This is a genomic window from Geobacillus sp. PLS 41 (assembly GCF_056494105.1).
Genome location: NZ_CM151395.1, coordinates 1,374,088 through 1,386,760 on the forward strand (window position 1 = coordinate 1,374,088; position 12,673 = coordinate 1,386,760).

General features: G+C 54.7%; 13 protein-coding genes, 1 pseudogene, 1 riboswitch and 1 other annotated feature. Of the genes and pseudogenes, 12 read left to right on the forward strand and 2 right to left on the reverse strand.

Annotated elements, in window-relative coordinates; genetic code table 11:
• Window positions 1–18 precede the first annotated feature (18 nt).
• The 3 genes from ACVX3G_RS06795 (at window position 19) to ACVX3G_RS06805 (ending at window position 2,355) form a co-directional block, all read left to right on the forward strand.
• Window positions 19–270 carry a DUF1294 domain-containing protein gene (locus ACVX3G_RS06795; protein WP_014196509.1) on the forward strand — a complete coding sequence of 84 codons (252 nt, stop codon included), beginning with the start codon at window positions 19–21 and terminating at the stop codon, window positions 268–270.
• A 418-nt stretch (window positions 271–688) separates the two neighbouring features.
• Window positions 689–1,174, forward strand: a complete 486-nt coding sequence (locus tag ACVX3G_RS06800; RefSeq protein WP_025039320.1) for a dUTP diphosphatase — start codon at window positions 689–691, stop codon at window positions 1,172–1,174.
• Window positions 1,175–1,266: 92 nt separating this feature from the next.
• Complete coding sequence (locus ACVX3G_RS06805; RefSeq protein ID WP_011232187.1) at window positions 1,267–2,355, forward strand: M42 family metallopeptidase; 1,089 nt, start codon at window positions 1,267–1,269, stop codon at window positions 2,353–2,355.
• Between the two features lie 28 nt (window positions 2,356–2,383).
• Here the strand turns inward: ACVX3G_RS06805 and sspI are convergent, their stop codons facing one another.
• Window positions 2,384–2,593 (reverse strand): small acid-soluble spore protein SspI, encoded by a 210-nt coding sequence (gene sspI, locus ACVX3G_RS06810; protein WP_013524294.1) that lies wholly within the window; start codon window positions 2,591–2,593, stop codon window positions 2,384–2,386.
• A gap of 127 nt (window positions 2,594–2,720) precedes the next feature.
• Here sspI and ACVX3G_RS06815 point away from each other — a divergent pair.
• The 6 genes and pseudogenes from ACVX3G_RS06815 (at window position 2,721) to pheT (ending at window position 9,142) form a co-directional block, all read left to right on the forward strand.
• Window positions 2,721–3,464 (forward strand): annotated as a pseudogene (locus tag ACVX3G_RS06815) (HI0074 family nucleotidyltransferase substrate-binding subunit).
• A gap of 128 nt (window positions 3,465–3,592) precedes the next feature.
• A complete protein-coding gene (msrA, locus tag ACVX3G_RS06820; RefSeq protein WP_013144533.1) occupies window positions 3,593–4,117 on the forward strand; it encodes a peptide-methionine (S)-S-oxide reductase MsrA in 525 nt (174 codons plus the stop codon).
• The gene (locus ACVX3G_RS06825; RefSeq protein WP_014196504.1) at window positions 4,114–4,869 is read left to right on the forward strand and encodes a TrmH family RNA methyltransferase; all 756 of its coding nucleotides are present in this window, start codon (window positions 4,114–4,116) and stop codon (window positions 4,867–4,869) included. The genes msrA and ACVX3G_RS06825 overlap by 4 nt, the downstream gene beginning before the upstream one ends.
• Before the next feature lie 40 nt (window positions 4,870–4,909).
• Window positions 4,910–5,281, forward strand: a complete 372-nt coding sequence (locus ACVX3G_RS06830; protein WP_011232182.1) for a hypothetical protein — start codon at window positions 4,910–4,912, stop codon at window positions 5,279–5,281.
• A 55-nt stretch (window positions 5,282–5,336) separates the two neighbouring features.
• Window positions 5,337–5,572, forward strand: a binding site (T-box leader).
• 99 nt (window positions 5,573–5,671) lie between these two features.
• The gene (pheS, locus tag ACVX3G_RS06835; protein ID WP_014196503.1) at window positions 5,672–6,706 is read left to right on the forward strand and encodes a phenylalanine--tRNA ligase subunit alpha; all 1,035 of its coding nucleotides are present in this window, start codon (window positions 5,672–5,674) and stop codon (window positions 6,704–6,706) included.
• 21 nt (window positions 6,707–6,727) lie between these two features.
• Window positions 6,728–9,142 carry a phenylalanine--tRNA ligase subunit beta gene (gene pheT, locus ACVX3G_RS06840; protein ID WP_014196502.1) on the forward strand — a complete coding sequence of 805 codons (2,415 nt, stop codon included), beginning with the start codon at window positions 6,728–6,730 and terminating at the stop codon, window positions 9,140–9,142.
• Between the two features lie 303 nt (window positions 9,143–9,445).
• Here pheT and ACVX3G_RS06845 read toward each other — a convergent pair whose 3' ends face one another.
• The gene (locus ACVX3G_RS06845) at window positions 9,446–10,369 is read right to left on the reverse strand and encodes a helix-turn-helix transcriptional regulator (protein ID WP_033012297.1); all 924 of its coding nucleotides are present in this window, start codon (window positions 10,367–10,369) and stop codon (window positions 9,446–9,448) included.
• A gap of 136 nt (window positions 10,370–10,505) precedes the next feature.
• On the opposite strand from ACVX3G_RS06845, the gene modA reads away from it, so the two are divergent.
• The 3 genes from modA (at window position 10,506) to crcB (ending at window position 12,434) form a co-directional block, all read left to right on the forward strand.
• Window positions 10,506–11,297: a molybdate ABC transporter substrate-binding protein gene (gene modA, locus ACVX3G_RS06850; RefSeq protein ID WP_014196499.1), complete on the forward strand. Its 792-nt coding sequence runs from the start codon at window positions 10,506–10,508 to the stop codon at window positions 11,295–11,297.
• Between the two features lie 150 nt (window positions 11,298–11,447).
• Window positions 11,448–11,510, forward strand: a riboswitch (Fluoride riboswitch).
• A 184-nt stretch (window positions 11,511–11,694) separates the two neighbouring features.
• Window positions 11,695–12,084 (forward strand): fluoride efflux transporter FluC, encoded by a 390-nt coding sequence (locus ACVX3G_RS06855; RefSeq protein ID WP_014196497.1) that lies wholly within the window; start codon window positions 11,695–11,697, stop codon window positions 12,082–12,084.
• Complete coding sequence (gene crcB / locus ACVX3G_RS06860) at window positions 12,084–12,434, forward strand: fluoride efflux transporter CrcB (RefSeq protein WP_011232176.1); 351 nt, start codon at window positions 12,084–12,086, stop codon at window positions 12,432–12,434. Before ACVX3G_RS06855 ends, crcB begins: the two co-directional genes overlap by 1 nt.
• Window positions 12,435–12,673 lie beyond the last annotated feature (239 nt).

Genomic DNA, 12,673 nt, shown 5'->3' on the forward strand with positions numbered 1-12,673 from the left:
TCAAGGAAAGGGATCGATATGGTACAATACGGGATAGCGATCAATCTTCTCGCTTTTTTCGTGATGGGGGTCGACAAATACAAGGCGAAGCGCCGCCGCTTTCGCACCGCCGAGCGGACGCTTTGGCTGCTGGCGTTTGCGGGCGGGGCCATCGGTGCGGCAGCTGGAATGTACACGTTTCGCCATAAAACGCGCCATCGGGCTTTTGGCTATGGCTTGCCGCTGTTGGCAGCGGTGGAGCTGTTTCTCTATTGGCGATGGATGAGGTAGAAAGGGGAGGAGAGAGTCAACTACTCCCACTTAGCTAACGCTTGAAGTGGGGGCTTGCAACTCCCCAGAAGTGCAAACGGACTTCGTCCTCCTTCCTTGACTTGGGGTTGCATCAGGGGGCAGGTTGACGACTACCCAACGACGCAGGTCATGCCTGCATCGTTACCGATTCTCTCGGTGTGTCTGTTGGCAGTACTTGGCTTCCACACACAACAGACGGACCTACGCTCGATGTTTTACGGTTACAACGTTTCCTGTAACCAACTCCATACATCGAGTAGCAGTTATTGGAGTGCCTTTATTGAACGGTTTTCTCCACGCCTTTATTATATCATACACAAAAGAAAGGGGGAACGCGCATTCCTCTCCCACTTACTCCCTTTGGTCGTTGAAGTGGGAGTCTCCTGCGCGAAATAGGATGAATTGGCCTTTGCTTTACGATATGCAGCGCATGTTGGATGAGCGGATTGAAACAGAGCACGGCCTTATGCATGAGGACTTGTTCAATCGGAAAATGCTTGCGTTTCTCGTCGAACTTGGGGAGCTGGCCAATGAGACGCGCTGTTTTAAATTTTGGAGCGTGAAACCGTCGGCGCCGGCGGAACGGGTGCTGGAGGAATATGTCGACGGTTTGCATTTTTTGCTGTCGCTCGGGCTGGATTGCGGGCTGTTTTATGAAAGCCGGGAGCTTCCGGCTGTCGAGCGGCCGCTTGTTGAGCAGTTTTTGGCCATCTTTCGCGCCGCCGAGCGGTTCGGGGAGACGAGAGCGCGAGGGGAATATGATGCGCTGTTTGCGGAGTATTGGCGGCTTGGCGTGGCGCTCGGTTTTTCTTCCGACGACATCGAGGCGGCGTATCGGCGGAAAAATGAAGTGAACCACAAGCGGCAAAACGAGCGCTACTGATCTTTTTTCGGGTGGCGAATGATTCATTTTGCCAATCGTCAGCCTTTTCAAGTATAATAAAAAAGTGGACAAAACCGGAAAGGGGTGCCAAGATGGCGAAGTTGGACGAAACGTTGACGATGCTGAAAGCGCTGACCGATGCGAAAGGCGTCCCGGGCAATGAGCGGGAAGCGCGCGATGTGATGAAGACATACATAGCTCCGTATGCGGATGAAGTGACAACGGATGGCCTCGGCAGCTTGATCGCCAAAAAAGAAGGGAAATCGGGCGGGCCGAAAGTGATGATCGCCGGCCATTTGGATGAAGTCGGCTTTATGGTGACGCAAATCGACGACAAAGGATTCATCCGCTTCCAAACGCTCGGCGGCTGGTGGAGCCAAGTGATGCTCGCCCAGCGCGTGACGATCGTGACGAAAAAAGGCGACATCACCGGCGTCATCGGTTCGAAGCCGCCGCACATTCTGCCGCCGGAGGCGCGCAAAAAACCGGTGGAAATCAAAGATATGTTCATCGACATCGGCGCGACAAGCCGCGAGGAAGCGATGGAGTGGGGCGTCCGCCCGGGCGATATGATCGTGCCGTATTTTGAATTTACGGTATTGAACAATGAAAAAATGCTGCTCGCGAAAGCATGGGACAACCGGATCGGCTGTGCGGTCGCCATCGATGTGCTCAAGCAGCTGAAAGGCGTCGACCATCCAAACACGGTATACGGCGTCGGCACGGTGCAGGAAGAAGTCGGCTTGCGCGGCGCGCGCACGGCCGCCCAATTCATTCAGCCAGATATCGCGTTTGCTGTTGACGTCGGCATTGCCGGCGACACGCCGGGGGTGTCGGAAAAAGAAGCGATGGGCAAACTCGGCGCCGGCCCGCACATCGTCTTGTACGACGCAACGATGGTGTCGCACCGCGGCTTGCGCGAATTTGTCATCGAAGTGGCGGAAGAGCTCAACATTCCGTACCATTTTGATGCCATGCCAGGCGGCGGTACGGACGCGGGAGCGATTCACTTAACCGGCATCGGCGTTCCGTCGCTCACGATTGCCATCCCGACGCGCTACATCCACTCGCACGCCGCCATTTTGCACCGCGACGACTACGAAAACACGGTCAAGCTGCTTGTTGAGGTGATCAAACGGCTTGACGCCGACAAAGTGAAACAACTGACGTTTGACGAATAAAAACACCGGCCGATTCGGCCGGTGTTCGTCATTGTTTAACCGCCTGCTCGAGTGTTGTGAGCATCATGTCTTTTTGCTGCTCATTGGCATGCGTCCAAATGGCTTCAAAGAGGACACCGAGGCCGGGCAAATATTTTTCCTCGCCTCGTTGGATCGCATCTTCGATCGTATGTTCCAGCTGCTCTTTCGAGTTGTTGGCGACGTTGTGCATAATGGCTTCCCGCAAGTTCAAATCCATTTGTCTCACCTCGTTGGCCGTATTGTACACCGTTATCGTTTGCCAATGGCGGCGGATTTATACATGGAGCGGCTCTCGTATATGGTATAATAGAGGAAAAACTAGACCGAAATGAGTGATGGCGACGATGGACGAGAAACCGCTCTATGGATTGGAACGAACGGTATTTCGCCAACTGCTCCATCTATTTTCCCGTTATGCTGATGTCATTGAAAAAGTCATTTTGTTCGGCTCAAGAGCACGAGGCGATTACAAGGAAGGATCGGATATCGATTTGGCGATCCAATTTCGAAAACCGTGAGGCCCGCTGTACCTCCTGCAATCGGACTTGGATGAACTTCCGATCATTTATCCGATCGATGTTGTTGATTACAATCAAATTCACAACGAACAGCTAAAAATGAATATTGACCAAGAAGGAAAGACGATTTTTCAAACGAACGAGCACGGGAAGGTGATGGTCACAATGAGCCGGCTGATGGATCGATTTTACGATTTCGAACGGGCGCTCTCCAAACTCCGGCAAAGTGCCGCAAGAGACGCCCAAACGGATGACCTTGTTGTTGATGCGACCATTCAACGCTTTGAATTCACGTACGAACTAGCATGGAAATGGATGAAACTTTATTTGGAGCATCAGGGATACGCTGAAGTGACGAGTCCGAGGAAAACGATTCGCGAGGCGTTTCGGGAAGGGTTGATTCAAGACGGAGAGACATGGCTTCGCATGCTCGAAGACCGCAACCGGACGTCCCATACGTATGATGAAGAAACTGCCATGGACATGTATGAACGCATTCGCACCCACTATATCCCGCTGTTTGACCGCTTGCTTGACGAAATGAAACAACGGCTTGACTCGGCGACATGAGCGGCCGGCGTGCGGAACGGAACGCGCTTGGCTTTGTGAAGGAACTTGACTTTGGTCGTGAAAGATGACAACGGCACACATTTTGCTATAATCAAAGGAAGAAACTTGACGCATGAGGTGACGACACAATGGAGAAAGCGACATTCGCCGGCGGCTGCTTTTGGTGCATGGTGACGCCGTTTGAGGAGCTCGATGGCATTTACGGCATCGTCTCCGGCTATACAGGGGGACATGTGGAAAATCCAACATACGAGCAAGTGAAAACCGGCACGACCGGCCACTACGAAGCGGTGCAAATCACCTTCGACCCGGACGTCTTTCCGTATGAGCGGCTCTTGGAGCTGTATTGGTGCCAAATCGACCCGACCGATGACGGCGGCCAGTTTCACGACCGCGGGCCGCAATACCGGACGGCGATTTTTTACCATAACGAAAAACAGCGCCAGCTTGCCGAGCAGTCAAAGCGGGCGCTCGAGGAAAGCGGGCGCTTCTCCAAGCCGATCGTGACGAAAATTTTGCCGGCCACCACGTTTTATCCGGCGGAAGAGTACCATCAAAACTATCATAAGAAAAATCCGGAACATTACAAGCAAGATCGAGCCGCCTCGGGGCGTGACGAATTTATCGCCAAACATTGGGGGACGAAGCGGTGAAGCGGATCGAATCGCCGAAAAATGCGCGCGTCAAACAATGGAAAAAGCTGCTGACCAAAAAAGGGCGCGATGAGACCGGATTGTTTTTGCTTGAAGGGTTTCATCTTGTCGAAGAGGCCATAAAAAGCAACGCGCCCCTTGTCGAGCTGATCGTTGATGAGCGGACGGCCGTCCCGCCCGGCTGGAACGTCACAGGTGTCCCGGTTACGATCGTGACCGAAGCGGTGATGAGGGCGATCAGCAGCACGGAGACGCCGCAAGGCATCGCCGCGGTGTGCCGACAGCTGTCGACCGAGCTTGAAGGCGTGAAGACCGCCTTGCTCATTGACGCCGTGCAAGACCCGGGCAATCTCGGGACGATGATTCGCACCGCCGATGCCGCCGGGATCGATGCTGTCATCCTTGGCGAAGGGTGCGCCGATGTGTACAATCCGAAAGTGGTGCGGGCGACGCAAGGGTCGCTGTTTCATCTTCCGGTTGTCAAAGGCGATCTGGCACAATGGATCGCGCGTTTCAAGGAGCAGGGCATTCCGGTGTACGGCACCGCCTTGGAGAACGCCGTCGATTACCGCACCGTTCCACAATCGTCTTCGTTCGCCTTGCTCGTCGGCAATGAAGGAAGCGGCGTCCGACCCGACCTGCTGCGCCTAACGACAGAGAACGTGTACATCCCGATTTACGGCCGCGCCGAGTCGCTGAACGTCGCCGTTGCGGCCGGAATTTTGCTTTATTCCTTGCAGGCGGTGCGGTAAAATAGAATCGAAAATCAATAGGACAAGGGAGCGGAGACAGATGGATGGCGAACTGCGGGCGTTATTGAACGCTGTGCTCGAGCGTCTTGATGTTCAAGGGGCCTACATCGAACAAATGCGCATGGATATCGTCAAGCTGCAAGGAAGCGTGAAACAACTCGAAGACAAAGTCGATCGCCTTCAAAGTGATGTGGACGCCATGAAAAAAGACATGGACGCCATGAAAAAAGACATGGATGCCATGAAAAAAGACATGGATGCCATGAAAAAGGACATGTTGGGGGTCAAAAAAGATGTCGCCGCGCTCAAGGAAGGGCAAGTGCGGCAGGAAAAAATTATGGAGCGCCTTGCCATCCGCTCGATTGAACAGGAAGCGGAAATCGATGAGCTGCGCAAAGAAATTTCGGCCTGACCTTGCCTTTGCCCACTCATTTGCGTATAATGAATAGCGACAATTTCCCATACGGACAACAACGATGACGGAGAAAAGTAGCTTGCTGTTCGCCATCCAGGGAGAAAACGCCATAGACTGGGAGCGTTTTTATGGCCGACGCAAGTGAAGTTCACCTCCTGAGTTGACACCGGGACCATCCCGACGAGGGATGTAAAGGTGTTCCGGCTTTCGGCCGTTATCGCAATGAAGTGAACAGCACGCTTATGCTGTTAACAAGGGTGGTACCGCGAGCAACAACTCGTCCCTTACCGGGGCGGGTTTTTTTTATCATCTTAAACCGAGAAGCCCCCCGCTTCTACGCGTGAGCGTAAGTGGGAGGGCGTTCAACTGAAATGAGGAGGGATTGATGTGAAAGAACGGCTGTACGAGCTGAAACGCCAGGCGCTCGAACAAATCGGCCAAGCCCGCGACTTAAAAGCGCTGAACGACGTGCGCGTCGCCTATTTAGGCAAAAAAGGGCCGATCACCGAAGTGCTGCGCGGCATGGGGGCATTGCCGCCGGAAGAGCGCCCGAAAATCGGCGCGCTTGCCAATGAAGTGAGAACGGCGATCCAGCAGGCGCTGGAAGCGAAACAAGCGAAACTGGAACAGGAGGAAGTGGAGCGGAAGCTGGCTGCCGAGGCGATTGATGTGACGCTGCCGGGCCGGCCTGTGAGTCTTGGCAACCCGCATCCGCTGACGCGTGTCATTGAAGAAATTGAAGACTTGTTTATCGGCATGGGCTATACGGTCGCCGAAGGGCCGGAAGTGGAGACCGACTATTACAACTTTGAGGCGCTCAACTTGCCGAAAGGACATCCGGCCCGCGATATGCAAGATTCGTTTTACATCACGGAAGAGATTTTGCTTCGCACCCATACGTCGCCGATGCAGGCGCGGACGATGGAAAAGCACCGCGGGCGCGGCCCAGTGAAAATCATTTGCCCGGGCAAAGTGTATCGCCGCGACACCGATGATGCGACGCATTCGCACCAGTTTACGCAAATTGAAGGATTGGTTGTTGACCGGAACATCCGGATGAGCGATTTGAAAGGGACGCTGCGCGAATTTGCCCGCAAGCTGTTCGGGGAAGGGCGCGACATTCGCTTCCGGCCGAGCTTTTTCCCGTTCACGGAACCATCGGTCGAAGTCGATGTGTCCTGCTTCCGCTGCGAAGGGCGGGGCTGTGGCGTCTGCAAAGGCACCGGTTGGATCGAAATTTTAGGAGCCGGCATGGTGCATCCGAACGTGCTTGAGATGGCCGGTTTTGATTCGAAAACGTACACCGGCTTTGCGTTCGGCATGGGGCCGGAGCGGATCGCGATGCTGAAGTATGGCATTGATGACATCCGCCATTTCTATCAAAACGATCTACGTTTCTTGCGGCAATTTTTGCGTGTGTAACAGAAAAAGGAGGAGTTGGGAATGCTCGTTTCTTACCGTTGGCTAGGGGAATACGTCGATTTGACGGGCATCACCGCCAAAGAGCTCGCGGAGCGGATTACGAAAAGCGGCATTGAAGTCGAGCGGGTCGAAGCGCTTGACCGGGGAATGAAAGGAGTCGTCATCGGTCATGTGCTCGAGTGCGAGCCGCACCCGAACGCGGATAAACTGCGGAAATGCCTTGTCGACTTGGGAGAGGACGAACCCGTGCAAATCATTTGCGGCGCCCCGAACGTCGCCAAAGGGCAAAAAGTCGCCGTCGCCAAAGTCGGGGCGGTGCTGCCGGGCAATTTCAAAATCAAACGGGCGAAGCTGCGCGGGGAAGAATCGAACGGTATGATTTGTTCGCTCCAAGAGCTTGGCGTCGAAACGAAAGTCGTGCCGAAAGAATACGCGGACGGCATTTTCGTCTTTCCAAGCGACGCGCCGATCGGCGCCGATGCCATCGAGTGGCTCGGCTTGCATGACGAAGTGCTTGAACTGTCCTTGACGCCCAACCGCGCCGATTGTTTAAGCATGATCGGCGTCGCCTATGAAGTCGCCGCCATTCTCGGCCGCGATGTAAAACTGCCGGAAGCGGCGGTCAAGGAAAACAGCGAACATGTCCATGAATACATTTCCGTGCGCGTTGAGGCGCCGGAAGACAATCCGCTGTACGCCGGGCGGATTGTGAAAAACGTCCGGATCGGCCCGTCGCCTCTTTGGATGCAAGCGCGTTTGATGGCGGCCGGCATTCGCCCGCACAACAACGTCGTCGACATTACGAACTACATTTTGCTTGAGTACGGCCAGCCGCTTCATGCGTTTGACTACGACCGCCTCGGTTCGAAGGAGATTGTCGTCCGCCGTGCAAAAGCGGGCGAAACGATCATCACCCTTGATGATGTCGAGCGGAAGCTGACGGAAGAACATCTCGTCATCACCAACGGCCGCGAGCCGGTCGCCTTAGCCGGCGTGATGGGCGGGGCGAATTCGGAAGTGCGCGACGACACGACGACCGTGTTCATTGAAGCGGCGTACTTTACAAGCCCGGTCATCCGCCAAGCGGTGAAAGACCACGGGCTGCGCAGCGAGGCGAGCACCCGATTTGAAAAAGGGATCGATCCAGCGCGGACGAAAGAAGCGCTCGAGCGCGCCGCGGCGTTGATGTCGGAATACGCCGGCGGCGAGGTCGTCGGCGGCATCGTCGAAGCGAGCGTGTGGCGCCAAGACTCAGTGGTGGTGACGGTCACGCTCGAACGCATCAACGGCGTCCTCGGCACGGCAATGTCGAAAGAGGAAGTGGCCGCGATTCTTTCGAACTTGCAATTTCCGTTTACGGAAGACAACGGAACGTTCACGATCCACGTCCCGTCGCGTCGGCGCGACATTGCAATTGAAGAAGATATCATTGAAGAAGTCGCCCGTTTGTACGGCTACGACCGCCTGCCGGCGACGCTGCCGGTGGCCGAGGCGAAACCGGGCGGACTCACGCCGTACCAGGCGAAGCGCCGCCGCGTCCGCCGCTATTTGGAAGGAGCCGGCTTGTTCCAAGCGATCACGTATTCGTTGACGAGCCCGGACAAAGCGACGCGCTTTGCGCTTGAGACGGCCGAACCGATCCGCTTGGCGCTGCCGATGAGCGAAGAGCGGAGCGTTCTTCGACAAAGCTTGATTCCGCATCTGCTCGAAGCGGCGAGCTACAACCGCGCCCGCCAAGTCGAGAACGTCGCCTTGTACGAAATCGGCTCTGTCTACTTGTCCAAAGGAGAACACGTCCAACCGGCGGAAAACGAGCGGCTTGCCGGCGTTCTCACCGGCTTATGGCACGCCCATTTGTGGCAAGGCGAGAAAAAAGCGGCTGATTTTTACGTCGCCAAAGGCGTTCTTGACGGGTTGTTCGACTTGCTTGGGATGTCCAAGCGCATCGCGTACCGCCCGGCGAAACGCGCCGATTTGCATCCCGGACGGACGGCGGACATTGTGTTTGACGGCCGGGTCATCGGCTTTGTCGGCCAGCTCCATCCAGCCGTGCAAAAAGAGTACGATTTAAAAGAAACGTACGTCTTCGAGCTCGCCTTGGCCGAGCTGTTGAACGCCGAAAGTGAAGCGATCCGCTACGAGCCGATTCCGCGATTCCCGTCCGTCGTGCGCGACATTGCCTTGGTCGTCGACGAAAACGTCGAAGCTGGCGCCCTCAAGCAAGCGATCGAAGAAGCCGGGAAACCGCTTGTCAAAGACGTCTCCCTCTTTGACGTCTACAAAGGCGACCGCCTGCCGGACGGGAAAAAATCGCTCGCCTTCTCGCTCCGCTACTACGATCCGGAGCGGACGCTCACGGATGAAGAAGTCGCCGCCGTCCACGAGCGGGTGCTCGCCGCGGTCGAGAAACAATTTGGCGCGGTGCTGCGCGGGTAAAACGAAAAGCTGTTCCAAAAAGCGACTCGCTTTTGGAACAGCTTTTTTTGGATGGATGGCATAGAATCGGAGCAAGGAAATAGGATTTGGAAGGTTCCGCTGAATCATCGCCTGATGTCCAAAACATGCATATAGATGCCATTTGAAGCTTTAAGATTCGTCGCTTTTCCTAAGCATTGGATCGACTGCCAAGACGTGATGGAGGCAAGCCTTGGCAGTCGAAAAAATGGACAAGCGGCTTTTCCGTTAAGGAGATGGTAAACGTTTTCGTTGCGTCGATACAGATGCGGTTGTGCTGCCCTGTCAGCCGCGTTCGGCGATGATTTGCCCGGTTTGCGACACATCGTATCCGCCAAGCGCTTCGAGTTCGGTGCGGAACGAATCGGAGCGAAGCACGTTCAAGACGGCGGCGATGAGCGGTTCGTTCTCCCGCGTCCGCAGCATGACGACATCATACTGCTCTTTCATCAGCGGAATGAACTCGACGCCGGCCATTCGCGCCACTTTTTCCGTGCCGATGCCGACATCAGCGAGACCCGCCGCCACCGCGGAGGCGACGCTCAAATGGCTTGTCTCCTCACGCTCATAGCCGCGAATAGCGGACGGTGACAGCCCATGCAGGCGCAGCTGTTCATCCAAGAGCACACGCACCCCCGCTCCTTTTTCCCGGTTGACGATCACGACGTCGCTCCTTCCTAAGTCGCTCCACGTTTGAATGCCGCGCGGATTGCCTTTTTGCACGTAAAACCCGATCGGCCTGCGCATCAAGTTCACCATGATGTACGCATGGCCTGTCAACAGCTTTTCAACATAGGGACGGTTGTACTCACCCGTTTGCCCGTCAAACAAATGCACGCTGACGATGTCACATTGCCCTTTGTATAGAGCGATCAATCCGTTGAGGCTGCTCGTATAGGTGCGAAGCGATTGATAAGGGCCGCCTTTCTCGAGATGGACGCCAAGCAAATCGAGTGCCATATCTTGACCGCTGATGATGGTGGGGCGAAAAGCGGTTTCGGTCGGCCGTGAAACGGCGGGGGAAACGGTGCTTGCCTCCCCTTTTTGCCCGGCGATGTACCGCTTGAGATCATCCGCGGTGATCCGCATTTGCCGCCCAACGCGAAAGGCGGGCAGCTTCCCTTTTTTCACTAAATCATACACCGTTAGTTTTGACACCTTTAATAAGGAAGCGATTTCTTCAATCGTGTATGACTGCGGCTCCGGCATCATGCAATCCTCCTTTCTTCCATTGTAGCGCAAAGAAAGGGAGGTGAAAAAATTTTTTCTTTCATAACTATTTATCATTATTTATAATTAGATATCATTACATATAAAAATCTAAATGGAGATAAGGGGGATGTAGATGCGAAAAATGGCATGGCTTGTCGCGGTGGTCTTGTTGTTCGGCTTGTATGGCTGCGACAGCGGTTCGAAAGAGGGGGCTGGGCAAACGAAATCGGCGGACAAAGTGGAGCTCACTATCTCCGCCGCGGCCAGTCTGCAAGAAGCGCTGGAAGAAGCGAAAACGGCGTTTGAACGAAAGCACCCGAACATCCGCATCCAATATAATTTTGGCGCGTCGGGCGCCTTGCAAAAACAAATTTCCGAAGGGGCGCCGGTCGATCTCTTTTTCTCCGCGGCTGCCGAGCCATTTGAGGAACTGAAAAAGGAAGGGCTGATCGATTCCAAACACGAAAAAACCGTGCTCGCCAACGAGCTGGTGCTCATCGTTCCGAAACAAGGAGAAGAGGCGATTCAGTCGCTCGATGACATCACCCGCGCCAAACGGATCGCCATCGGCATCCCCGAATCGGTGCCGGCCGGTATGTACGCGAAACAAACATTGGAGAAGGCGGGGCTGTGGGAGCAGGTGAAAGCGAAGCTTGTTTACGCGAAAGACGTTCGTCAAGTGCTGACGTACGTGGAAACCGGCAACGTCGACGCCGGATTTGTGTACCGGACGGACGCGCTCGCCTCGGAGAACGTCAATATCGTCGCTGCAGTGCCAAGCGGCATGCACGACCCGATCGTCTATCCGCTTGGTGTCGTCAAGACGAGCAAACATCTCAAGGAGGCGCAACAGTTTTACTCGTATTTGACAAGCGGTCCAGCGCTGCAAATGTTCGAAGAGCACGGATTTCGCCGCGCCCGCTAGAAGACTGGTGGGCGAGTAAAAATACCGCTGAATCCTGTCTTTTCTCAACTAGAGAAGCCTAGCACAATCAGCCTTCTTTTTTGGCAAAATGCCGCCTGTTTGCTGTCCTTCACATGGGAAGGGGACATATGGTAAAATAACAAACAAGAAAACGTTATAGGCGATGGAGTTCGCCATAACCGCCGGCTTCCGGCTGATGACTCCTGCTGCAAATGAAAGCGGCAGGAGTCTGTTTATTTTACGAAGGAGCCGTGGCCGCGAAGCGCACCCTAGGTCTGTAAGATATCCACAAAACTGAAAAAGGATGTAAGAGATTTTGTCGAAAAATATTTTTTGGACACCCCTGAGGGGCCGAAAAGCCTTGATAAATCAACATTTCTAGAGGGAGGGATGGTTATTGGTCTATCTCGCTGTCGGCATCGCCGGCATGATCGGCACGCTTGTCCGCTATGGCCTCGGTTTGGTTGTTCCCGCCGCCGCCGTCGGCGGCTTTCCGCTCGGGACGCTTTTCATCAACTGGACAGGCTCGTTTTTGCTCAGCTGGTTCACCGTGATGTTCACCCGCCGCCCCGCGTGGCCGCCATGGCTGAAAACAGCCGTAACGACCGGGTTCGTCGGTTCGTATACGACGTTTTCGACGCTTAGCGTTGAATGTGTGGAATTGATGGAACAAGGGCGCTTTGGCATGGCGGCCGTTTATATCGCTGCCAGCCTGTTTGGCGGGTTGCTCGCCTCATGGGCTGGATATGCCGCCGCTCAACCGGAACGGAAGGAAGGGATTGGATAATGTACGCACCGCTGTTTGTGGCGATCGGCGGTTTTTTCGGCGCCATGGCCCGCTATCTCGTCAGCCGCTGGGCGGCTCGGCGTTCGCCGCGTTTTCCGCTCGGGACGCTCATTGTCAACTTGCTTGGGTCCTTCTTGCTCGGCTGGCTCGCCGGAAGCGGCGCCGCCGATGCCGCAAAACTGCTTGTTGGCACGGGCTTTATGGGCGCGTTCACCACGTTTTCGACCTTAAAATGGGAAAGCGTGCAAATGATGCAGCAACGCCAATGGGCGAAGGTTGTCGTTTATTTGGCGGCTACGTATTTGTGTGGCGTTTGGCTCGCGTGGCTTGGCTATCACGTGGGGCGGTGACCGCAGCGCCGAAAAACAAGCATTGTTTCTTAATTAGTTGATTGTGAAAAAGAACGTTCTTGGCTTGCTTTTAGAGGGCTGGTGATTGAATGAAAAATGTGAATCAACAACAGTGTTTTTCAATTTGATAAGCCTTGTAAAATCTGTTTTTCTCTTTGATCAAAAATGACCGATTTGCAGGAATGATTGTTTTTTCATCGCCCTTCTAGGCAATCAGTATGGATGAATGGATAGAAAAA

Bases quoted from the DNA above. Each gene is read 5' to 3' on its own strand.
- modA (WP_014196499.1), top strand. From the start codon at position 10,506: ATGCGAAAAATGGCATGGCTTGTCGCGGTGGTCTTGTTGTTCGGCTTG.
- crcB (WP_011232176.1), top strand. From the start codon at position 12,084: ATGTACGCACCGCTGTTTGTGGCGATCGGCGGTTTTTTCGGCGCCATG.
- sspI (WP_013524294.1), bottom strand. From the start codon at position 2,593: ATGGATTTGAACTTGCGGGAAGCCATTATGCACAACGTCGCCAACAAC.
- ACVX3G_RS06830 (WP_011232182.1), top strand. From the start codon at position 4,910: ATGGATGGCGAACTGCGGGCGTTATTGAACGCTGTGCTCGAGCGTCTT.
- ACVX3G_RS06805 (WP_011232187.1), top strand. From the start codon at position 1,267: ATGGCGAAGTTGGACGAAACGTTGACGATGCTGAAAGCGCTGACCGAT.
- ACVX3G_RS06800 (WP_025039320.1), top strand. From the start codon at position 689: ATGAATTGGCCTTTGCTTTACGATATGCAGCGCATGTTGGATGAGCGG.
- msrA (WP_013144533.1), top strand. From the start codon at position 3,593: ATGGAGAAAGCGACATTCGCCGGCGGCTGCTTTTGGTGCATGGTGACG.
- ACVX3G_RS06795 (WP_014196509.1), top strand. From the start codon at position 19: ATGGTACAATACGGGATAGCGATCAATCTTCTCGCTTTTTTCGTGATG.
- ACVX3G_RS06845 (WP_033012297.1), bottom strand. From the start codon at position 10,369: ATGCCGGAGCCGCAGTCATACACGATTGAAGAAATCGCTTCCTTATTA.
- pheT (WP_014196502.1), top strand. From the start codon at position 6,728: ATGCTCGTTTCTTACCGTTGGCTAGGGGAATACGTCGATTTGACGGGC.